The organism is Caulobacter sp. BK020 (genome assembly GCF_004342605.1).
In the GTDB taxonomy this organism is placed as follows: Bacteria; Pseudomonadota; Alphaproteobacteria; order Caulobacterales; family Caulobacteraceae; genus Caulobacter.
In genome coordinates this window covers 1-21551 of the sequence record NZ_SLZL01000031.1, presented here as the reverse complement: position 1 = coordinate 21551, position 21551 = coordinate 1, and the positions used below count along the sequence as shown (strand labels likewise).

23 protein-coding genes are annotated in these 21551 nt (G+C 68.4%); 8 read left to right on the top strand and 15 right to left on the bottom strand.

Annotation, left to right across the window (positions count from 1 at the left end):
* Window positions 1–2 precede the first annotated feature (2 nt).
* From ccoP to ccoN, 4 genes are read right to left on the bottom strand one after another with little or no spacing between them, the layout of a single operon-like run.
* On the bottom strand, window positions 3–866 hold the full coding sequence (gene ccoP, locus EV278_RS22905) for a cytochrome-c oxidase, cbb3-type subunit III (RefSeq protein ID WP_132096390.1): 864 nt from the start codon (window positions 864–866) through the stop codon (window positions 3–5).
* Entirely contained in the window at window positions 863–1024 is a 162-nt protein-coding gene (locus EV278_RS22900; RefSeq protein WP_132096388.1) for a cbb3-type cytochrome c oxidase subunit 3, read from the bottom strand. The genes ccoP and EV278_RS22900 overlap by 4 nt, the downstream gene beginning before the upstream one ends.
* A 4-nt stretch (window positions 1025–1028) precedes the next feature.
* Window positions 1029–1772, bottom strand: a complete 744-nt coding sequence (gene ccoO / locus EV278_RS22895) for a cytochrome-c oxidase, cbb3-type subunit II (RefSeq protein WP_132096386.1) — start codon at window positions 1770–1772, stop codon at window positions 1029–1031.
* A gap of 10 nt (window positions 1773–1782) precedes the next feature.
* On the bottom strand, window positions 1783–3426 hold the full coding sequence (gene ccoN / locus EV278_RS22890; protein WP_132096384.1) for a cytochrome-c oxidase, cbb3-type subunit I: 1644 nt from the start codon (window positions 3424–3426) through the stop codon (window positions 1783–1785).
* A 138-nt stretch (window positions 3427–3564) separates the two neighbouring features.
* Between ccoN and EV278_RS22885 the strand changes: the two genes are divergently transcribed.
* Together EV278_RS22885 and EV278_RS22880 are read left to right on the top strand one after the other, a co-directional pair.
* Window positions 3565–3816: a hypothetical protein gene (locus tag EV278_RS22885; protein ID WP_132096382.1), complete on the top strand. Its 252-nt coding sequence runs from the start codon at window positions 3565–3567 to the stop codon at window positions 3814–3816.
* Between the two features lie 113 nt (window positions 3817–3929).
* Entirely contained in the window at window positions 3930–5450 is a 1521-nt protein-coding gene (locus EV278_RS22880) for an aldehyde dehydrogenase family protein (RefSeq protein ID WP_132096380.1), read from the top strand.
* A 166-nt stretch (window positions 5451–5616) separates the two neighbouring features.
* On the opposite strand, the gene EV278_RS22875 is transcribed toward EV278_RS22880, so the two are convergent.
* The 9 genes from EV278_RS22875 to EV278_RS22845 form a co-directional block, all read right to left on the bottom strand.
* Window positions 5617–6351, bottom strand: coding sequence for a hypothetical protein (locus EV278_RS22875; RefSeq protein ID WP_132096378.1), 735 nt, complete (start codon window positions 6349–6351; stop codon window positions 5617–5619).
* Entirely contained in the window at window positions 6348–6905 is a 558-nt protein-coding gene (locus EV278_RS22870) for a hypothetical protein (protein ID WP_132096376.1), read from the bottom strand. Before EV278_RS22870 ends, EV278_RS22875 begins: the two co-directional genes overlap by 4 nt.
* A gap of 27 nt (window positions 6906–6932) precedes the next feature.
* A complete protein-coding gene (locus EV278_RS24150) occupies window positions 6933–7079 on the bottom strand; it encodes a hypothetical protein (RefSeq protein WP_165916751.1) in 147 nt (48 codons plus the stop codon).
* A complete protein-coding gene (locus tag EV278_RS24145; protein WP_165916750.1) occupies window positions 7076–7231 on the bottom strand; it encodes a hypothetical protein in 156 nt (51 codons plus the stop codon). Before EV278_RS24145 ends, EV278_RS24150 begins: the two co-directional genes overlap by 4 nt.
* 103 nt (window positions 7232–7334) lie before the next feature.
* Entirely contained in the window at window positions 7335–7742 is a 408-nt protein-coding gene (locus tag EV278_RS22865) for a cytochrome c (protein WP_132096374.1), read from the bottom strand.
* Window positions 7739–8773 carry an alcohol dehydrogenase AdhP gene (adhP, locus tag EV278_RS22860; RefSeq protein WP_132096372.1) on the bottom strand — a complete coding sequence of 345 codons (1035 nt, stop codon included), beginning with the start codon at window positions 8771–8773 and terminating at the stop codon, window positions 7739–7741. The genes EV278_RS22865 and adhP overlap by 4 nt, the downstream gene beginning before the upstream one ends.
* 113 nt (window positions 8774–8886) lie before the next feature.
* The gene (locus EV278_RS22855) at window positions 8887–9282 is read right to left on the bottom strand and encodes a response regulator (protein WP_132096370.1); all 396 of its coding nucleotides are present in this window, start codon (window positions 9280–9282) and stop codon (window positions 8887–8889) included.
* A gap of 81 nt (window positions 9283–9363) precedes the next feature.
* On the bottom strand, window positions 9364–9984 hold the full coding sequence (locus EV278_RS22850) for a response regulator (RefSeq protein ID WP_132096368.1): 621 nt from the start codon (window positions 9982–9984) through the stop codon (window positions 9364–9366).
* Window positions 9974–11686, bottom strand: a complete 1713-nt coding sequence (locus tag EV278_RS22845) for a PAS domain S-box protein (RefSeq protein WP_243692303.1) — start codon at window positions 11684–11686, stop codon at window positions 9974–9976. The genes EV278_RS22850 and EV278_RS22845 overlap by 11 nt, the downstream gene beginning before the upstream one ends.
* A 376-nt stretch (window positions 11687–12062) precedes the next feature.
* Here EV278_RS22845 and EV278_RS22840 point away from each other — a divergent pair, with 376 nt between their 5' ends.
* From EV278_RS22840 to EV278_RS22820, 5 genes are all read left to right on the top strand, one after another.
* Window positions 12063–14792, top strand: coding sequence for a bifunctional acetyl coenzyme A synthetase (ADP forming), alpha domain/GNAT family N-acetyltransferase (locus EV278_RS22840; RefSeq protein WP_165916749.1), 2730 nt, complete (start codon window positions 12063–12065; stop codon window positions 14790–14792).
* Window positions 14793–14882: 90 nt separating this feature from the next.
* Complete coding sequence (locus EV278_RS22835; RefSeq protein WP_132096365.1) at window positions 14883–15554, top strand: helix-turn-helix domain-containing protein; 672 nt, start codon at window positions 14883–14885, stop codon at window positions 15552–15554.
* Between the two features lie 40 nt (window positions 15555–15594).
* Window positions 15595–16077 carry a pyridoxamine 5'-phosphate oxidase family protein gene (locus tag EV278_RS22830; RefSeq protein WP_132096363.1) on the top strand — a complete coding sequence of 161 codons (483 nt, stop codon included), beginning with the start codon at window positions 15595–15597 and terminating at the stop codon, window positions 16075–16077.
* A gap of 145 nt (window positions 16078–16222) precedes the next feature.
* Window positions 16223–16822 (top strand): NAD(P)H-dependent oxidoreductase, encoded by a 600-nt coding sequence (locus EV278_RS22825; protein WP_132096361.1) that lies wholly within the window; start codon window positions 16223–16225, stop codon window positions 16820–16822.
* A gap of 350 nt (window positions 16823–17172) precedes the next feature.
* The gene (locus EV278_RS22820) at window positions 17173–18015 is read left to right on the top strand and encodes a fumarylacetoacetate hydrolase family protein (RefSeq protein ID WP_132096359.1); all 843 of its coding nucleotides are present in this window, start codon (window positions 17173–17175) and stop codon (window positions 18013–18015) included.
* A 321-nt stretch (window positions 18016–18336) separates the two neighbouring features.
* Here EV278_RS22820 and EV278_RS22815 read toward each other — a convergent pair whose 3' ends face one another.
* Together EV278_RS22815 and EV278_RS22810 are read right to left on the bottom strand one after the other, a co-directional pair.
* The gene (locus EV278_RS22815) at window positions 18337–18762 is read right to left on the bottom strand and encodes a DnaJ domain-containing protein (protein WP_132096357.1); all 426 of its coding nucleotides are present in this window, start codon (window positions 18760–18762) and stop codon (window positions 18337–18339) included.
* A 30-nt stretch (window positions 18763–18792) separates the two neighbouring features.
* The gene (locus tag EV278_RS22810) at window positions 18793–19629 is read right to left on the bottom strand and encodes a division plane positioning ATPase MipZ (RefSeq protein ID WP_132096355.1); all 837 of its coding nucleotides are present in this window, start codon (window positions 19627–19629) and stop codon (window positions 18793–18795) included.
* A 180-nt stretch (window positions 19630–19809) separates the two neighbouring features.
* Between EV278_RS22810 and panC the strand changes: the two genes are divergently transcribed.
* Entirely contained in the window at window positions 19810–20673 is an 864-nt protein-coding gene (panC, locus tag EV278_RS22805) for a pantoate--beta-alanine ligase (RefSeq protein WP_132096353.1), read from the top strand.
* Window positions 20674–21551 lie beyond the last annotated feature (878 nt).

The window sequence follows — 21551 nt, the reverse complement described above, 5'->3', positions numbered from 1 at the left end:
CCCTACTGGCCGGCGTTGGCGTGGACGTAGACGGCCAGCGCCTTGAGGGTTTCCGGGCTCAGCCGGCCGCTCCAGGTGGGCATGACCCCGCCGTTGCCGGCGTAGATCTGGCCGCGGATATCGGCGCGACCTGGTCCATAGAGCCAGTCGCGGTCGGTCAGGTTGGGCGCGCCGATGGTCTGGTCGCCCAGGCCCGCGACGCCGTGGCAGCTGGCGCATTGCTCGGCGAACACCGGCGCCGCCCGCGCCGCCGCGGCCGCGTCGGCGGGACGCCCCGACAGCTTGACGACATATTCGGTCAGGTCGTCGATCGTCGCGGGCGGCAGCATCTCGTCGCGGCCGAAGGCGGGCATCTGCGACAGGCGCGCGCCTGGGCGGCCGGTGCGCACGCCGTGGGTGATGGTGTCCTGAATGTCCTCGAGCCTGCCGCCCCACAGCCAGACATCGTCGCGCAGATTGGGATAACCCTTTCCGCCGGTGCCGCCGATCCCGTGGCAGGTGGCGCAGTTGTCGCCGAACACCGATTGACCGACCTGCTGGGCGTAGGCCGAAAGCTTGGGGTCGCGTTCGATCTCTTCTAGGCTGGCGGTGCGCAGGGCCCGGGCGCTAGCGCCGCGCTGGGCGTCCAGGACCTTGAGGCTGTCAGTCACGGCGACGCGGTCGGACGCGCGCAGCAGGCCCCTGGTGTAGCCATGCGCGCCCGGCCAGGCCGGCATCGCCACCCAGTAGCCGACCGCGAACACCACGCAGGCGGCCCAGATCCACAGCCACCAGCGCGGCAGGGGATTGTCCAGTTCCTTGATGCCGTCCCACTCGTGGCCGGTCGTCTCCACGCCGGTGGGGGCGTCGGTTTCGCGCTCGCTCATCGCGGGTCCCCCTCGTCTTCGAGCGGCAGGCGCGCGGCGCGGCGGTATTCGGCCGTCTTGGACGGCCACAGGGCGTAGGCCACCCCGGCCAGGAAGATGAGGCCGAAATAGATCAACCCTCCCTGCTGAGCGATGCGGGCGACGGTTTCGTAGGTCATGGCGCTACCTCTGGTTCTCGGGCGCTTGGGCCTTGTAGGAACTGAAATCGACCAAGGTCCCGAGCATCTGCAGGTAGGCCACCAGGGCGTCCATCTCGGTGATCTTGTCGGGGTCGCCGTCGAAGTCGCGGTTGACCGCCTTGGCGCCGTAGCGCTTTCGCAGGCCGACCGCGCCGGTCGAATAGGGATCGGCCTGAGCCTCCAGGTCGGTCCTGGCGTTGGCCAGGTCGTCGACCGTGTAGGGCACACCCACCGCCCGCTGGGCCTTCATCTTGCCGACCAGGTCTCGGTAGTCGAGTTCGGTCTCGGCCAGGAACCTGTAGGGCGGCATTACCGACTCCGGCACCACCGCGCGCGGATCGATCAGGTGGTCGCGATGCCAGGTGTCGGAGTACTTGCCCCCAACCCGCGCCAGGTCCGGGCCGGTGCGCTTGGACCCCCACTGGAAGGGGTGGTCGTACAGGCTTTCGGCGGCCAGGCTGTAGTGACCGTAGCGTTCGACCTCGTCACGCAGCGGGCGGATCATCTGCGAGTGGCACAGATAGCAGCCCTCGCGGACATAGATGTCACGGCCCTCCAGCTCCAGTGGCGTATAGGGCCGCATGCCCTCGACCTTCTCGATCGTGCCCTGCAGCCAGAACAGCGGGGCGATCTCGACCAGGCCGCCGACCGAGACCACGACCAGGATGCCGATGATCAGCCACAGGGAGTGGCGTTCGAACTTGGCGTGATGCTTCCAGAGTGACATCGCAGGATCCTCAGGCCGTCGCGAGGGCGGGCGCGGCCGCGACGGCCGGCTCGACGGCGCCGGGCATCCGCGCCGTGCGCCAGAGATTGACGATCATGATCAGGGCGCCGGCCAGGTACATCGCCCCTCCGACCATCCGGATGACGTTCTCGACGTGCTTGGCCGAGACGGTCTCGATGAAGCTGTAGGCCAGGAAGCCCTGCGGCGTGTATTCGCGCCACATCAGGCCTTCCATGATCCCCGACACCCACATCGCGGCGATGTAGAGAAGGATGCCGGTGGTCGCGAGCCAGAAGTGCCACTCGATCAGCTTGTTGGAATAGATGGCCGGCTTCTTCCACAGCCACGGGACCATGCAGTAGACCGCCCCGAAGCTGATGAAGCCGACCCAGCCGAGCGCACCGGAATGCACGTGCCCGATAGTCCAATCGGTGTAGTGGGAAAGCGCGTTGACCGCGCGGATCGACATCACCGGTCCTTCGAAGGTGCTCATGCCGTAGAAGGCGATCGAGACCACCATCATGCGCACCACCGGGTCGGTGCGCAGCTTGTCCCAGGCCCCCGAAAGTGTCATCAGGCCGTTGATCATGCCGCCCCAGGAAGGCATCCACAGCATGATCGAGAAGGTCATGCCCAGGGTCTGGGCCCACTGCGGCAAGGCCGTGTAATGCAGGTGGTGCGGGCCGGCCCAGATGTAGATGAAGATCAGCGCCCAGAAGTGCACGATCGACAGGCGATAGCTGTAGACCGGGCGCTCCACGCGCTTGGGCACAAAGTAGTACATCATGCCCAGGAAGCCGGCGGTCAGGAAGAAGCCGACGGCGTTGTGGCCGTACCACCATTGGACCAGGGCGTCCTGGACGCCGGAGAACACCCCGTAGGACTTGTGGTTCAGCAGGCCGACCGGCACGGCGGCGTTGTTGACCAGGTGCAGCAGGGCGATGGTGACGATGAAGGCCAGGTAGAACCAGTTGGCCACGTAGATGTGGGGCTCCCGGCGCTTCCAGATCGTGCCCAGGAACACCAGCAGATAGACGACCCAGACGATGGTCAGCCAAATGTCGACGTACCATTCGGGCTCGGCGTATTCGCGGCCCTGGGTCGCGCCGGCCAGATAGCCGGTGGCGGCCAGGACGATGAACAGCTGGTAGCCCCAGAACACGAACCAGGGGGCGATGCCGCCGGCCAGGCGGGCCTTGCAGGTGCGTTGCACCACCCAGAACGAGGTGGCGATCAGGGCGTTGCCGCCGAAAGCGAAGATCACCCCGGAGGTGTGGACCGGCCGCAGCCGTCCGAAGTTCAGCCACCCGGCTTCGGGGAAATAGAAGATCCGCGGCCAGGCTAGCTGGCTGGCGATCACTACCCCGACCAGCAGGCCGACGGCCGCCCAGAACATGGTGGCCACGACCCCGGCCTTGATCACCCCGTCGGCATAGCGGTCGGGCGCGTCGCGCAAGGTCCCGCCGGCCAGGCCGCCGATCAGGAAGAACGCGCTGATCACCCCAGCCAGGCACGCCAGCCCGGCTTGAAACCGGAAGATCGGATCCTCGGACAGACCCGCCGCCATGATCGCCAGAAAAGCGGCCAAGACGGAGAGGACTAGGACCGCGCCCGACCCCTTGGGCGGCGCGGCGACGGTGGCGGACGCGGACATGAAGACTCCCTCGACGTTGGGGGCAACCTCACATGGCCGACGATGGACAAAATTGACTCCGATCAAAGCCAAGCTTCAAACTTGGCGCGACCTATTGGCCGTCTCGAAAGAGCGCCCACGACCGAAGGTTCGCCCGCCATGCTCTCCATCGTTCGCCCACTCCTGCTGACGACGCTGGGCCTCGGCGCCGCCGGCGCCTGGCTGGCGGCCCTGGACGCCGCCTGGAACCGCTGGAACGCGCTGGCGCTGGGCCCGATCTGCGGCGAGACGACCGGTTTGGCGCTGCTGCCCGGCCACTGCACGGCGTGTCCGTCGGCCGTCGTCCTGACCGCGCTTCTGGCCTTGACGGTCGCCGCGAAGCCGAACCGTTTCCCATGGCGCCTAGCTTGAGCGGCTGGTCCAGGATTGATTGATCGTCGTCAAAGCGGCCGGGCGCCATGCGCCGACAACTACCGCGGCGAGCGGGTCTCCGATGACCGGGTCCGCCGCCAGGAGCAGTCACCATGTTTCAGCAGGCGCTTGATACGGTATTGGCTCGGGGTCGCGTCCCCGCGCGCTACGGCAATTTCATAGGCGGCCAATGGCGGGCGCCGCTGAAAGGCGAGACTTTCACCGCCTACAGCCCGATCAACGGCAAGCCGCTTGTCGAAGTCGCCAAGTCGACCGCCGAGGACGTCGAGACCGCCCTGGACGCCGCCCACCGGGCCAAGGACGCCTGGGCGCGGATCTCGCCGGCTGAGCGGGCGATGATCCTCAATCGCGTGGCCGACCGGCTGGAAGAGAACCTGGAGCTGCTGGCCCTGGCCGAGACGCTGGACAACGGCAAGCCGATCCGCGAGACGCGCGGCGCCGACATTCCGCTGGCGATCGACCACTTCCGCTATTTCGCCGGCTGCGTGCGCGCCGAGGAGGGCGCGATCTCGACGATCGACGACCAGACCATCGCCTATCACTTCCGCGAGCCGCTCGGCGTCGTCGGCCAGATCATCCCATGGAACTTCCCGCTGCTGATGGCCGCCTGGAAGATCGCCCCGGCCCTGGCGGCGGGCAACTGCGCAGTGATCAAGCCGGCCTCGCAGACGCCGCTGACCCTGCTGCTGTTCGCCGAACTGACCGCGGACATCTTGCCGCCCGGCGTGCTCAATGTCGTCACGGGACCGGGCGGCTCGGTCGGCCGGGCGATCGCCGCCAATCCGCGCATCGCCAAGGTGTCGTTCACCGGCGAGACGACGACCGGCAAGCAGATCATGCAGTACGCCGCCGAGCACCTGATCCCCCAGACCATGGAGCTGGGCGGTAAATCGCCCAACATCTTCATGGCTGATGTCATGCGCGAGGACGACGCTTTCCTGAACAAGGCGGTCGAAGGCTTTACGCTGTTCGCCTTCAACAAGGGCGAGGTATGCACCTGCCCGTCACGCGCCCTGGTCCAGGAGTCGATCTTCGATCGCTTCATGGAAAAGACGATCGCCCGGGTGGCCGCGATCAAGGTCGGCGATCCCCTCGATCCGGCCACCCAGATGGGGCCTCAGGCTTCCGAGGATCAACTGCGCAAGATCCTCGGCTACATCGAGATCGGCAAGCAGGAGGGCGCCAAGTGCCTGACCGGCGGGGCCCGCGCCCTGCCCGGCGGTGAGCTCGACCAGGGCTATTTCATCGAGCCGACGGTCTTCGTCGGCGACAACAGGATGCGCATCTTCCAGGAGGAGATCTTTGGGCCGGTGCTCTCGGTCACGCCCTTCAAGACCCTCGACGACGCCATCGCCATCGCCAACGACACCGCCTACGGTCTGGGCGGCGGCGTCTGGACCCGCGACGGATCGGACGCCTACCGGCTGGGTCGGGCGATCCAGGCCGGGCGGGTCTGGACCAACTGTTATCACGTCTATCCAGCCCACGCGGCGTTTGGCGGCTACAAGGCCTCGGGCTTTGGCCGCGAGAACCACAAGATGATGCTCGACCACTACCAGCAGACCAAGAACCTGCTGGTCAGCTACGATCCGGCCGCGCGCGGGCTCTTCTGATCGCGTCCCAGTCGGGAGCCGTCGTCGACGAGGGCCATGGAGGCTCTTGGCGGAACACCCACGGCGCGCGCCTATGGCGCCGTGGGAACGATGATCAAGGCGTCGGTGATGCTTGCGAGAGTCGAGAGTCCGGCGGCCAGAATCCGCGTGCGCTGGTCCTCGTCGATCATGCGCGCGAGCGCCGCGTCGAACGGGTCGCCGGAACGGGCTTGATCGGCGCGGCCGCCTCGAAGAAGGACGGGGGCAAGCCAGCTTGACGAGCGGCGCTGATGAAGCCGGTGCGGCACCCCAGGGCGTCGATATTCGTGTCCTTGACATTGGCCCAGGCTTCGAACTTCGCCGCGCCCTCGGCGCCGGTCCTCAGGGCTTCCGCCAGCCGTGCATAGCTGTTGCCCTCCACCACATAGAGGTATTGGCAACGCGCCAGGGCCTCGTTGAAGGCGGCGCGCTCGGAGCCCCCTGCGGCTTGGGGCGGTCGCATCGCCAGCAGGCTCAAACCTGCTCGACGGCAGGCGTCGCGGGCGGTCAAGGCGCGTCGCGCCGCCGCCGGCGCTTGCCCCGGAGCCGGCGGCGCGGAATCGACCTTGGCCACCGCCTGGTCGCAGGGCTCCAGGGTCGCGTCGAGCCGCCGCCAGACCGTGCGGGTCTGGTCGATCAAGGCCGCGCTCGGTGCGGGACGCGTGGGCGGCGACGAAGGCGCGGCGTCGTACGCCACGGACGGCAAGCGAAATACCCGTTGGGCGGGCCAGGCCAGCGCAGCGACCAGTCCCAGCAATAGCGCGGCGATCCAGAGCTTGCGTCTGGCGCGCGCGCTCTCGATCGTGTCCGAGATGGTGTTGGAGAAGGATGGCTTGGCAGCGGCGCCGGCCTCAGGCGACCGATCGGCGAGGACCTCGCTCATGGCCTGGCGCGCCGACGCGCCTCCAGGGCCAGCGGCAAGGCCGCCAGATCCAACGCCACCGCCAGGGCGGCTCCGAGGCTATGCCAATCGGGCGTGGTGTTGGCGGCCAGGACCACCAGGGCCAGGGGACCGCTAAGCGAAAGCAGCGCGCGCCCTCGCACGCGCCATCCGACGGTCGTCGCCGGACGCGCGACGCCCAGCAGCGCCAAGGCCTGCACCACCGCGACTCCCAGCACCGCCAGGGTGAGGCTCTGACCGTTCGGCGCATCGAAGACGGCGAGCATGGCGCCCAAGCCCCCAGTTGCGCCGCCCCAGGCGAGCACGGGCCAGAAGACGCCGGTCGCTCGGGCCGCGACGAGACCGGCGGCGGCCCCCAACATCAGGCAGGCCTGCAGCAGCGACGCCGAAGCGCCGCCGGCCACCGGGGCGAGCAGCGCCAGGGCCGGAAGGATCCAGCCCGGCTCAAGGCGCGACCGCCGCGCCGATCGTCTCCTGGCCTGTCGCGCCAGGAAAACCGAGGGGCGCCGATAGGCATGTCCACGCGGATAGGTCATCGGGAACTCTCCTTGGACGCCCCCACGCTAGCGCGCACTCAGCGGCTGCATGACCGGCTCGTGATAGGGTTGACGGAAGTGTCGCAGCTGGCAGCCGGCCAGCGACGCCACGCCCACAACGACCATGGCGGCGACCGCCATGGCCCGAAGCCCCAGGAACCGTCGGCGGATCATCGCGCGGTCCTCCGGTCCCAAGCCCGTGGCGACCTGCGCATGGTCGGCCCTTCGCCGGCGGCGGCCCGCACCGACACGGCGCCCAAGGTCAGGACGAAGGTCGCGAAGGCGACGAGGTTCAGAATGACAAAGGCCAGTTGAAGAACGGTCATGTCGCGAACCTCCCTGTTCGTAGCGTAAGATCTTGCGCCTGGGCGCCGTTGAGCTTGGCCCCGTTCAAATTCACGCGGCGGCGCTCGACGCCACGACCCTCGCCTATCGCGGCGGTGTCCGGGGTCGAGGATCGAGGCTCCGCAGATAGGCCTTCAGCTGGGCGACCTCATCATCGTCCAGTTCGACCATCGGCATGCGCGGATGGTGGTCTGGAGACCCCTCCTCGGGCTTGCGGCTGGGCGCCAGCATGCCTTCGGTCAGGATCTGGTCGAGGCCGCCTGGCGGGTAGCGCCGATACAGGGTCGCGAACGGCGGCGCGTCGGCCAGCGGGCTGGGCCTGGCGTCCACGGCATGGCAGATTCCGCAGTTGCGCTGGGCGATCCCCTGCCCGCCAAACGCCTGCGAGGACCGCCCTGGCGTCGCGGGCTCAGGCGAAGCTTGAACCGCCGCCGCCGAGCCCAAGGCCAGAACGGCGAGAAGCCCCGCGCCGATCGTCCCGGCGGCGCTCACGGCCGATCCTCGAAGTCGAGCACCACCCGTCCCTCGATCTCGCCGCGCGCCATACGGTCGAAGACGCTGTTGATATTGTCCAGCCCCTCGGCATGGACCGTGGCCCGCACCCGGCCGTCGGCGGCGAAGGCCAGGGCCTCCTGAAGGTCCAGCCGCGTACCGACGATGGAGCCGCGCACGGTGATCCCGCGCAACACCGTGTCGAAGATCGACAGCGGGAAGTCCCCGGGCGGCAGACCGTTGAGCGACACCGTACCGCCCCGCCGAACCATGCCTAGAGCCTGGGAGAACGCGATGGGCGACACGGCGGTGACCAGGACGCCCTGGGCGCCGCCGATCTCATTCTGCAGGTAGGGGCCAGGATCGGTCTCCTTGGCGTTGACCGTGATGTCGGCGCCCAGAGTGCGCGCCAGACGAAGCTTGTCCTCGTCGATATCGACGGCGGCGATCTTGAACCCCATGGCCTTGGCGTATTGCACGGCCATGTGGCCCAGCCCGCCAATGCCGGAGATCGCCACCCAGTCGCCAGGCTTGGCGTCCGTGACCTTCAGGCCCTTGTAGACGGTGACGCCGGCGCAGAGGATCGGCGCCACCTCCAGGAAGCTCAGATTGGCCGGCAGATGGCCGACATAGTCGGCGTCGGCCAGCACGTATTCGGCAAAGCCGCCGTTGACCGAATAGCCGGTGTTCTGCTGCGCTTCGCAGAGGGTCTCCCAGCCGCCCAGGCAGTGGGCGCAATGTCCGCAGGCCGTGTGCAGCCAGGGCACGCCGACCCGGTCGCCTTCCTTGACGTGCTCGACGCCCTTGCCGACCTGGACCACCGTGCCGACGCCCTCGTGGCCCGGAATGAGCGGCAGGCTGGGCTTGATGGGCCAATCGCCGTGGGCGGCGTGCAGGTCGGTGTGGCACACCCCGCAGGCGGCGATCTTGACCAGCACCTGACCACGTCCGGGCTTGGGCCGTGCGACCTCTTCCACGACCAGCGCCTGGCCAAAGGCCCGAACGACGGCGGCCTTCATGGTCTTGTCCATGCTGTCTCTCCAGGTGATGGCGGGGTGTTTCCCGGAAGCAAGGGGATCGCCTCATCGTCGTGGTTTGATACCGCCGTCGGAGGCGCCTGGCAGTTGGGAGTAATACGTAGACGTCAGCGCCCGGCCACGGCGCGCTCGACGGCGTCGACGAGGGCGGCTTCGACCATGGGCTTCTCAACGACGCGGCTGTAGCCCGCCGCCAGGGCCTGATCGAGCAAACGCGCCGAAGGAAATGCGGTGATCAGCACCGCTTGGCCTTGCCATCCCAAGTCTCGCAACCGCCCCAGGATCAACAGGCCATCGATCTCGGGCATGCGGTAGTCGGCGACCAGACACACCGCACCGAGGGCTGTTGGATCGGCCAGCAGCGCCAGGCCCGAGGCGTAGGCGCGGACTTCGAAGCCTCGCCCACGCAGGAGCAATTGCAGCGAACGGCGCACGCCGGGATCGTCTTCGACGAGCAACAGCCGCGCGCGGTCCTCGGCCTTGATGGGAAGCGCTTGCGTCATGTCCGCCTGCTTGCCGCGACCAGGAGGGGTCGCGACGTGAGCATCCCATGACGAACGAGGGCGGTCGTTACGTAGAGCCCCTTAGGCCTCGTCCTGCAAACCGGCGGCGAAGGCGAGGCGCAGCGCTTCGGAGAGGCTCTTGACCTGCAGCTTGGCCATCAGATTGGCGCGATGGACCTCGACCGTGCGCGGCGAGATGCCCAGGTCGAAGGCGATGGTCTTGTTGGGAAGGCCCTGGGCCATGCCCCTGAGGACATCCTGTTCGCGGCTGGTCAGGGCGGCGATGGCGACCGCCGCGTCGGCCGCACGCGTCGCCCTGGCTTGGACATCGTCCAGCCGCTCGAAGGCAGCGGTGATGGCGGTCAGCAGCACGGCTTTCTCGAAGGGCTTCTCGATGAAGTCGACCGCCCCGCCCTTCATGGCGCGAACCGCCACGGTGATGTCGCCGTGTCCGGTCAGGACCACGACCGGCATGGCGATGCCGCGCTCGGCCATGACCTGCTGAACCTCCAGCCCGTCCATGCCCGGCATGCGCACGTCCAGCAGCACGCAGCCCGGCTCGGCCTCCTTGGCGGCCTGCAGGAAGGCGTCACCCGAAGCGTAGGTCGAGACAGCATAGCCCGATGTCTTGAGCATGAACCCGGCCGAGCGACGGATCGCCTCTTCGTCGTCGACGATATGGATCATCCGTCTAGCGCTCATGGATGGCCTCCTTATCGACCTTGACCAACGTAAAATGGAATTGCGAACCGCCGTCTGGCCCTGGCTCATGCCAGATGCGGCCGCCATTGGCCTCGACGATCGTGCGGCAGATCGACAGCCCCAGTCCCATGCCCTCGGTCTTGGTGCTGACAAACGCCGTGAACAGCTGCCCGGCGATGCTCGGCGCGACGCCGGGGCCATTGTCGGCGATCGTCACCCGCACCAGCCCATCGCCCTGATCGCGCGTGCGAAGCCAGAGCTTGGGCTGTTCGGCGCCGCTCATCGCCTCCACCGCGTTGCGCGCCAGGTTGATCACCACCTGCTGGATCTGCACCCGATCGATCAAGACGGGCGTGGCCTGCGCATCAAGATCGAACACCGGATCAAGCCCCTGGTCGCGGGCGCCCATCAGGCCGAGGGCCGCGGCTTCGTGAATGACGGACGGCAGGTCCTCGACGCTCTTTTCAACCTCGCCCCTGGCGACGAAATCGCGCAGCCGCCGAACGATATGGCCCGCCCGCATCGCCTCGCCGGCCGCGTCGTCGAGCGCCTCGCGGATCATCGGCAGGTCGTCGGGATCCGGCTGGGCCAGGAGATCGCGCACCGCCTCGACATAGTTGGCGACGGCGGTGATCGGCTGGTTCAGCTCATGGGCCAGGGTCGAGGCCATGGTCCCCATGCCGCTGACCCTGGCGATATGGATCAGCTCGGCCTGGAGTTCCTCCAGTCGCGCCTGCGTGCGTTGGCGATCGGTCAGGTCACGGACGAACCCGGTGAACACCCGCGGGCCATGACCGATGGCTTCGCCGACCGACAGCTCCATCGGAAAGGTCGTGCCATCCTTGCGCAAGCCGACGACGAGGCGGCCCATGCCGATGACCCTGCGTTCGCCGGTGTCGAGATAGCGCTGGATGTAGGCGTCGTGGCGCTCGCTGTCGGGCGAGGGCATCAGGCAGCGAACGTTTTCGCCCAGCACCTCGGTCTCCTGAAAGCCGAAAAGGCGTTCGGCGGCGGCGCTGAACGACAGGATCTTGCCCCGCTCGTCGATGACCACCATGGCGTCGGGAACCGTGGACAGGATCGAACGCAGATGTTCGGCGCCGGCGTCCAGGGCCCGTTCGCTGGCCCGCTGGTCGGTGACGTCGCGCACGACCTTGCCAAAACCCCGCAAGGCGCCGGCCTGGTCATGGAGCGCCGTGATCGAGACGTGGGCCAGGAATTCCGACCCGTCCTTGCGCAGAATCCAGGCCTCGTCCTCGATCTTGCCTTCGGCCTGGGCCCTGGCGAGGTCAGCCTGCGGCTTGCCCGCCTGCCGGGTGTCCTGTGGATAGAAGGCCGCGACGTCCTGGCCGACGACCTCAGCCTCGCTCCAGCCCATCAGCCTTTGCCCGCCGGCGTTCCAGATCAGCACCCGCCCTTCGGGGTCAAGCATGCAAATGGCATACTCGGTCGCCCCGTCGATCAGCAGGTTGAATTCGCTGGCGAGGTCTTCGGCCTGCCGAGCCCTGGTCGCGGCGCCGTGCTCGCTGGAAGCCGACCGCCGGCGCAGTCGTCCGATTTCCACCCCCACCAGGACTATGCCCGTCGCCGCCAACAGGAAGGTCAGCGCCTCTGTCGCCGCCAGGGCGTCCAACGGGTCGCGACGGCTGAACGCGAAACCGGCGATGAGACCCAGGAAGGTCGCGCCAAGCCCGGCGCTCACGCCGCCGAACGCCGCGGCGACAGCAACGGGCGCGGTGAAGAGCTGATAGGCGGCGTGGTCTCCCAGCCAAGGAGTCAGGAGCCAACGTATCCCTACAGAAAGAACGAAGGTCGCCAGAGCGACGCCGTAACCCCTTATCTGGTCCTGTTGGAGGGCCGAGCCCGACGCCATGTTGCCTCGCCTTCTCTGGTCGTGGCCATCCACCCCAGGGGCCAGACCGCGGTCGATCATGCCTCCTCGCGTCGCGGCTTACAAACCGGTTCGGCAAGCCTGGCGCCAGGCGGCATGCGGGATTCTACGGATGGCGCGCGAGGGCCTCGGCGCGTTCTTTGCCCGCCGACGGCCCGTCCGGCGGGCCTTGACGCTCGAGGCCGCAATGTCGCTCTTCAATCTCGCCCCTCTGCTCTCCCCCACCTCGGTGGCGGTGATCGGCGGCTCCGATCGCCAAGGTTCCGTGGGTCAGGTGGTCGTCGAAAACCTGCTGTCCGGCGGCTTCGGCGGTCCAGTCTATCTGGTCAATCCGCGCCCGCTGTCGGTGGTTGGCGCGAGCTGGTCGGCGACCATCGCCGACTTGCCCGAACCGCCCGAGCTGGCTGTGGTCGCGATTCCGGCCGCCGCCGTTCCCCAGGCGATCGCCGATCTCGGCGCGGCCGGGGCCAAGGTCGCCGTGGTTCTGTCCGCGGGAATCACTGAAGCCAACGGCCTGCGTCAGGCCATGTTGGAGGCCGCCAAACCCTTCGACCTGCGGATCGTCGGGCCCAACGGCCTGGGCCTTCTGGTCCCCCGCGCCCATCTCAACGCCTCCTTCGCCCGCGGCGCGCCCGCTCCCGGAGGGCTGGCCCTGATCTCGCAGAGCGGCGCTCTGGTGAGCGGCGTGATCGACTGGGCCAACACCCGCCAATTGGGCTTTTCCGGGATCATCTCGGTGGGCGACATGGCCGAGGTCGACCTGGGCGACCTGATCGACCTCTTCGCCGCCGATCCCCACACCGACGCCATCCTGCTCTATGTCGAGGGCGTCACCAACGCGGCCAAGTTCATGTCGGCGGCCCGCGCGGCCGCGCGCATCAAGCCGGTGATTGCCTTGAAGGCCGGGCGCAACGCCGCCAGCGGCAAGGCCGTGCGCTCGCACACCGGCGCCCTGGCCGGCGCCTATGACGTCCACGCCTGCGCCTTCGAGCGGGCGGGGATCGTTCAGGTCGAGACCCTGACCGACCTCTTCGACGCCGCCGCCGTGCTGCGCGCCGGGCGAAGCCTGGCCGGCGAGCGCCTGGCCATCATCACCAACGGCGGGGGAGCCGGCATCCTGGCGCTGGACGCCATGGCGACGGGCGGCGGTGTTCTGGCCGAGCTTGGGCCGCAGACCTTGGAGCGTCTGAACGCCGCCCTCCCCGCCGGCTGGCCGCATGGCGATCCGGTGGACCTGATGGGCGACGCACCCGCCGAGCGTTATGGCCTGGCGCTCGACGCGGTGCTGGCGGACGCCGGGGTCGACGCGGTCCTGGTCATGAACTGTCCCACCGCCTTGTCCAAGCCGGGCGACATCGCGCGGGGCGTGGCCGCCGGCGTCGTGGCGGCTCGCGGACGCGGCGTGCGCAAGCCGGTGATCGCCTGTTGGCTGGGCGACGCCAACCAGGACGCGGCCGGGCCGATCCTCAGCGCCGCCGGCGTTCCGATGTTTGGAACCCCCGACAACGCCGCGCGGGCGTTCGGCCACCTCCTCGCCGCGCGTCGGGCCAAGGCCAACCTAATGGCCGCGCCCGCTGGCCAAGACGAGCAGGTCCGCGACCGCGCCGCCGCCAGGGCGCTAATCCAGGCCGCGCGAGCGGACGGCCGAACCCTGCTCAACGAAGTCGAAGCCAAGGCGCTGCTGAAGGCCTACGGCGTCGCCACCGTTCCGACCCGCCTGGCTCCCACCGTCCAGGAGGTCGCCGGGATCTGCGCGAATCTGGCCCCGCCCTACGTCGTCAAGATCGTCTCGCCGCAGATCAGCCATAAGTCCGACGTCGGCGGCGTGACCCTCGATCTCCCGAACGCCGAGGCCGCCAGCGCCGCCGCCGCGGCCATGGCCGCGCGCCTTGCCCAATCCCGCCCCGAGGCCGTGGTCACCGGGTTCGCGGTGGAGACCATGGTCCCGCTGCGCCACGCCCACGAACTCATCGTTGGTCTGGCCCAGGACGCCACCTTCGGTCCAGTGCTGATGGTCGGAGCCGGCGGCACGGCGGTCGAGGTGCTCAACGATCGCGCCCTGGGTCTGCCGCCCCTAGACGGCGACCTGGCCCGGGCGATGATCGCCAAAACCCGGATATCGCGCCTGCTGGCCGGCTATCGCGACGAACCCCAAGCCGACATCGCCGGGGTGGTCGCCACCCTGGAAGCGCTCTCGGCGATCGCCGTCGACCTGCCCGACATCGCGGAGTTGGACATCAACCCCCTGCGCGTCGACGCCTACGGCGTCCTGGCGCTCGACGCCCGCATCGTGATCACCCAGGACACCAGCCCCCCATCGCGCCTGGTCATCCAACCCGTGCCCATGGAATGGGCCGCCGATCTGCGGACTCGAAGTGGCCTGGCCTTCCACGTTAGACCCGTGCGTCCCGACGACACCCCGGCCGTCACCGCCTTCTTCGCGCAGCTCGACACCGAAGACCTGCGACTGCGGTTTCTGTCACCCCTGCGCACCGTGGACGCCGACCGGCTGGCCTTGATGACCCAGGTCGACTACCGCCGCGCCATGACCTTCCTGGCCTTGGAGGCCGATGGCCGGACGGTCATCGCCACCGCCATGCTGGCGTCCGGCGCCGATCCTGAGCGCGCCGAGGTGGCCGTCACGGTGCGCAGCGACCTGAAGGGCCACGGCCTGGGCTGGACCCTGCTCGACCACGTCCTGGCCTATGCGCGCGCCCGGGGCGTCAAGGTCGTCCATTCGCTGGAAAGCGCCGACCATGTCGCCGCCCTTCAGCTTGAGCGCGACATGGGCTTCACCGCCCGGATCTGCCCGGACGACACCAGCCTGCGGATCGTCGAACGTCGGATCGACGCCGCGGACATTGTCGGGAACAGCGAGGGCCGGGGCAACGAGCCTGGGTGGGCGGCGCCGTCCTAGTCCGGTCGTGGTCGCGACTACGTAAACATCCCAATGGGCGGCCCGGCGCCGTTCACCTATCCCTGAGGCCGACCGCTCAAGGAGACTTTGATGTCCACGCCAGTTTTTCTGCGAGATTGCGCCGACGTTACTGACCCGCGCGCTCAGGCGATTTCGCCCGTCGAGATCTTCAGCGCGATCGGCGTGGGCATGAACTTCTCCATTGGCGAGGAAATCTACGCCCAGGATGAACAGACCGATATGGTCTACCAGGTCCAGCGCGGCGCGGTCCGCGCCTCCCGCCTGCTCGTTGACGGACGTCGGCAGATCGCCGGCTTCTACTATCCTGGCGACCTGTTTGGTCTGGAAACGGGCCTCACGCACCGCGCCTCGGCCGAAGCCTTGTGCGACAGCAGGATCCTGGTGGCTAGGCGCTCGGCTCTGAAGCATTACGGGGAGGCCGGCGAGCGTCTGGAGCATCTGATCTGGCGCGCCACGGGCCAGGAACTGGGCCGCGCTCAAGATCACATGATGCTGCTGGCGCGCAAAAGCGCCTATGAGCGGGTGGCTGGCTTCCTGTCTGACGTGGCCGCGCGCCAGGGCGAGGCCTGGAGCGAGCTGGCGATGAGCCGCCAGGACATCGCCGATCATCTGGGCCTGACCATCGAGACCGTGTCGAGGATGATCACCCAACTGCAGGCCGACGGCCTGGTGGCGCTGGAGAGCTGCCGGCGATTTCGCATCGCCGCGCCCGATCGCCTCACCGACCTGGTCGCGGCCTGAACACCTAGGTCAGACCACGCGAAATCCATAGGAGGACGTCATGGCTCAAGACCAAACCTCTCCCGAGGCCAAGGTTAGGGCGATCCTGGCGCGCCACCATCTGATGAGCGTGGCGACGCTGCGCCCTGACGGCTGGCCGCAAGCGACCTTGGTCAATTATCTTGCCGATGGACTGACGTTGTATTTCCTGGTGGCGCAGGACAGTCAGAAACGCGCCAATATCGCCGCCGACCCTCGGATCTCGATCGCCATCGGCGGCGACGCCGACGGTCCACCCCAGGGCCTGTCCCTCGCCGGCCACGCGACCCTGATCGATGATCCGCTTTGGGTCGATGCGCTCAATCGCAAGATCTGGGGAACGCCCGAGTTTGCTCGCTTCGAGCCCCACCCTTCCGGGCGCGCCGTGGCCCTGCTGCGGTTCACGCCGCGATGGGTATCGTTGATCGACTACGGCTCGCGCCCCGGACGGATCCAACTGTTCTGCGTCCAGAAGGACTGGCGTCTCGAACCCGTTGACGCTTAGCGACCGGCGATCCCGCGCCATGTCACGGCGACGGTGATCAGCCACGGTTCCCGGCCGCGCCCCGTTCCCTGATCTGGATCAAATCGGGTCTCGTCTCCGGCGCTAGTCTGGCGCCACGGCAAGCTCGCCGACTGGGAGCCACCCCATGAAACATGCCGTCATCCTCGCCCATCCCAAACCCACGAGCATCTGCGCGGCCATCGCCCGAACCTGTGTCGAGCACCTGCGCGCGACCAACCACACCGTGGTCTTGCGCGATCTTTATGCGCTGGATTTCGACCCGCGCCTGAAGGCCGAGGAACTGCCGTCCCCGTCGGGCGCGCATCCGGCCGCCGATGTGGTCGCCGAACGGCGGCTGATCGGCGACGTCGACAGCTTCATCTTCGTCTATCCCTTCTGGTTCAACGCGCCTCCCGCCATTCTCAAGGGCTATGTCGACCGGATGTTCAGCATGGGTTTCGGCTATGCGCCCAGCGCTGGGGGCATGGAATCGCTGCTTGACGGCAAGACCCTGCTCAGCTTTTCGACCTCCGGCGCGCCGGAGGACTGGGTGAACGACACCGGCGCCCTGAAGGCCCTGATGACGGTGTTCGACCTGCACCTTTCCGGCGTCTGCGGATTGCGGATCCTGGATCACGAGCACTTCGGCTCCATCGTGTCCAACATCACCGCCGAGTCCGCGGCCGACCTGCTGGATCAGGTTCGCATGCGCTTGGACGACCTGTTCGGCTCGGCGCTCGCATAGGGCGCCTCCAGACCGAGCGCGAAATCTCGCGCGGGTCGCCTGGCTTGGTGAAGGCGTGGACTTGCCCCTCGGCGATCGGCGATTGAGCCAGAAGGAGGACGCCCCCAGAGCGAGCCGCGCGGCCTCGGACACGGTCGACGTCAAGCCGCGGCCTGCCGGCGCTACACCGGCGACCGCGACAAGGCCCATGCCGAGTTCGCCGCCCGCCGGGCCAGGGACGCTTCGGCCGCGTGGAGGCGCTGGCCGCCCTCGCCGTCAACCTGCCTTCGAACGAGTCCGCCTTTACAACGGGTACCGCTAACGTCATCGACGGCGGCTGGGTCAACGAGACCACGTCAAGAGGATATCCCATGAAACTGCTCCGCTTCGGCACGGCCGGCCAGGAACGGCCCGGCGCTCTCGACACCCAGGGCCGGGTGCGCGATCTCAGCGGCGTGGTGGCCGATATCGACGGCGCGACGCTGTCGGACGAGGCTCTGGCCAAGCTGCGCGCCGTGGACCTCGACGCCCTGCCCCTCGCGCCGGCGGACGTCCGCTACGGCCCCTGCGTGGGCAAGGTCGGCAAATTCCTGTGCATCGGCCTGAACTACGCCGACCACGCCGCCGAATCCGGCCTGCCCATCCCCGAGGAGCCCGTGCTGTTCACCAAGGCCACCTCGGCGATCGTCGGCCCCAACGACACGGTTCTGAAGCCGCGCGGCTCGACCAAGCTGGACTGGGAAGTCGAGCTGGGCGTCGTCATCGGCAAGACCGCTTCCTACGTCGAGGAAGCCGACGCCGAGGCGCACATCGCCGGCTATTGCGTGATCAACGACGTTTCCGAGCGCGCCTTCCAGCTGGAGCGCGGCGGCACCTGGGACAAGGGCAAGGGCTGCGACACCTTCGGCCCGATCGGCCCCTGGCTGGTGACGCGCGACGAGGTTGCCGATCCAGCGAACCTGAAGATGTGGCTGAAGGTCAACGGCAAGACGTTCCAGAACGGCTCCACCGCCACCATGATCTTCAAGCCGGCCTTCATCGTCGCCTACCTCTCGCGGTTCATGACCCTGCAGCCAGGCGACGTCATCTCCACCGGCACGCCGCCCGGCGTCGGCCTGGGACAGCGGCCGGAGGTCTATCTGGACGTCGGCGACGTGATGGAGCTGGGCATCGAGGGGCTGGGCCAGCAGCGGCAGGTCGTCGGCCAGGCCTGAGCTTCGCGGGTAGAGGGCGCCCGCGCTGAAGCCGCCGGCCAAAAGCATTGGACGTTCGTGATGGTCAAAGCCTTCGTCATCCGCGGGCTGCGGCCATCACGATCTCGACCTGCGCCCTCGCCCGGGTCGCCGCGGCGCGGCCCAGGCGCCGGTGGCGCTGCACGCCTCCCCAAGGCGGCTGCTGGAGACCGGTCCAGGCGACCGCCGCTTCGAGCCGCGGGTTTAGCGTTCGCGCCCAGGAGAGCCAGGCATCGAGAGGCTGCTCGGCGCCGGGAACTGGGCGCCGCCGCTCGGGACGTCCAGGCCAGGGGCGTTGGAGCCCTACTTCCCGTCCAGCAGCCGGTCCCGCGCGGCGTTGAGCTGGGCGGCGAGGCCGGCGGTGCCGCCCTTGTCGGGGTGGGCCATGCGGATCAGCCGGGAATAGGCCGCCTGGATCTCGGCCTTGGAGGCTTGCGGCCCGACGCCAAGGATCGCCCGCGCCTCGGCCAGGCTGGGTCCGCCCTCCGTCCTGCGGGCCTTGAAGACCGCCGGGCGCTGGCGGGCCGTGGTGGCGCTCCAGGCGCCGATGACCAGCAGCACGATGCACACCGGCCACTCGCTGCGCAGCCCCGCATAGGCCGCGCCGGCGAAGGCCAGCAGCGCCGTTATGCCCGCGCCGATCCGCCAGCCGTCGCCCTTCAGGATGCGGGTGGCGCGGCCCGACAGGACGAACAGCAGGATCGCGCCGCCCAGCAGCAGATAGAACATCAAGCGTGAATCCCGGCGCCGGCCCTCGCGCTATTGGGCCGCGAGCAGAGTTTCCCCGGAATAGGCCGAAAGGCCAAGAGCGTGCATCAGGGCCCGCAGTTCCTGGCGCGCGGCCAGGTGCTGCAACGACACCGGCACCGGCCGCACCTGCGGCGACAGGTCGGCGATGGTCAGGCCGAACGGGAACAGCTCGCGATAGATCACCCGGTCGCGCAGGCCGGGCCCCATACGGAAGCCCACCCGCTTGGACAGGGCCGTCAGGCGGTCCTCGACGCGCTTGCGGTTGCGGGCCTCGGTGGTGGCCAGGCGGTTGCGCAGCACCACCCAGTCCAGGGCCTGGCGCTGGCCCGACAGGGCGCGGGCCTTGCGGGCCTCCCAGACGGTCAGGGAATAGAGGCTGGGCTTCTGCAGCTCCATGGTCACCGGGTCGACGTGGCCCAGCATGTCGAAGTCGACGAAGCTGTCGTTCATCGGGGTGACGATCAGGTCGGCCAGGCCGTGGGCCATGCGCGAGATGGCCGTGTCGCCGCCGGGGGTGTCGATCAGCACGAAGTCGGCCGCCTCGCGGGCGGCGACGAACGCGGCCTCGAACCTGGCGACCTGGTCTTCCTCCGGCGCGGCGGCCAGCTTGATGTCGTCGTCGCTGAGCCGGAACGGCAGCGGCTCGGGCAGGGTCACGCCGTTACCAGCGATCCAGGCCTTGCGGTTCTCGAAGAACCGCATCGAGGTGCATTGGCGCAGGTCGAGATCCAGCAACGCCACCTTGGCGCCGCCATAGAGCAGCGCGGTGGCGAGATGGACGGCGATGGTGGACTTGCCCGCCCCGCCCTTCTCGTTGCCGACGACGATGACACGCGTTTCGGCCATGCCTTCTTTCCTTCTTTTCGCCCGACTCGGCGACTCTCAATGAAAGATTAACACGCAGGAGACGCTCTGAGAGGGCGCGACGTCAATCCCGGGCTGCTTCCCTGTGGACCCATTGTCGCAGGTGGACGCCCGGGCGTGCGTCCGTCATAAGCCAACGCCTGTTCGAGGCAGGAGTTCGCCGTGGCGAAATCGACGCTGAAAATCGTCCGCACCGTCGCCGAGCTGCGGGCCCAGGTCGCCGCCTGGAAGGCGGCCGGCGAGCCCGTGGCGCTGATCCCGACCATGGGCGCCCTGCACGAAGGCCACCTGTCGCTGGTCCAGCTGGGCCAGGCCCGCGCCCGGCGCACCGTGGCCAGCGTCTTCGTCAATCCCAGGCAGTTCGCCCCGCACGAGGACTTCGACTCCTATCCGCGCGGCGAGGCCCGCGACGCCGAACTGCTGGCCGAGGTCGGCTGCGACCTGATGTTCGCGCCGGACGTCTCGGAGATGTACGCCCCCGGCTTCTCGACCACCGTCAACCTGACCGGCGTTTCCGAGCCGCTGGAGGGCGCGGCCCGCCCCCTGTTCTTCGGCGGGGTGGCGACGGTGGTGACCAAGCTGCTGCTGCAATCCCAGGCCGACGTCGCCATCTTCGGCGAGAAGGACTACCAGCAGCTCCAGGTCATCAAGCGGGTGGTCCGCGACCTCGACATCCCCGTCGAGATCGTCGGCGCGCCCACCGCCCGGGCCGCGGACGGCCTAGCCCTCTCCTCGCGCAACGCCTATCTCAACGCCGAGGAGCGCGCCGCCGCCGTGGCCCTGCCGAACGCGATCAGGGCCGCCGCCCAGGCCGTCGCCGCGGGCGGTCGGGTCGACGACGCCGAGGAAACCGCCAAGACCGCCATCCTCGCCGCCGGCTTCCGCCAGGTGGACTATGTCGAGATCCGCGAGGCCGGCGACCTGTCGCGCCTGGGCCCGGGACCGATCGGCGACGCCCACGGCCGGATCCTGGTCGCGGCCTGGCTGGGCAAGACCCGGCTGATCGACAACATGGCGGTGGGGTGAAGGCGGCGGCACGATCTCTCGTCCTCACGCGGAAAGCCGCTGAGTGGGTGGGGAGGCGCGGAGCGGTCCGGGCCGAGCCCGGATGACCGTGAATAGTGTGTGTGCGTTTCGGCTAGACCTGACCGCTCCGCGAAACCGTTCTTCTCAAGGGACGGCGACTGAGGGCCTGTTTCATCCCGATCGACGTTCCCCCTCGGGCGGGCAGGATCAAAGTCGCCCGGAAGGGGCCGTCGGCGACTCCGACTGATCCTGGAACGGGCCGGTTTTTGCTTCCCGGCCCCGTCGACCCGATTGTCCCGCCATCGTCCGCCCCGGACCTTGGGACCTTCTGAGCCCCGCCTCCCGAAACGACCCGACCGCCAGGCCCAGCCGGCCCCGCTCGGTTCCATCCCCATCGCCTGCTTGGGCCGGTACCAAGAGCCCTCCCCGTGATGGAGACCCTTTCAGTATGCGAGGGTTTCGAGCACCGAGGACCGGTGACGCTGATTTTTCTTCAGGGCGTTGGAAGGGTTGGCATTTTCCGGATCGCTGACGGGGATTGGCGGCGCCCGATCCTCGCCAACAGCGGGATGGCGACAGTGCGCCAGCTGCCGCCTATCGGGTTAGAGGGCCAACAGCGCCAGCGGGTCCACGCCAAATAGCTGAGCGAACCGCTCCACCACGTCCAACGTCGGGTCAGTTTCGGATCGACGATCGCAATCGGCTGTTCTGGCGGCGAAGCCCTGTTCGGCTCCGCCCGCCAAGGCCTTCTGCTCAACACTCAGGCCGGAAAGTTCGTCCGCGCTGACGTGACCCCCTGAAACTCCTCCAGAAATAACTAGAGTCCGCCCCGATCAAAGGACGGACGAATGAAGCGATCACGGTTCACGGAAGAGCAG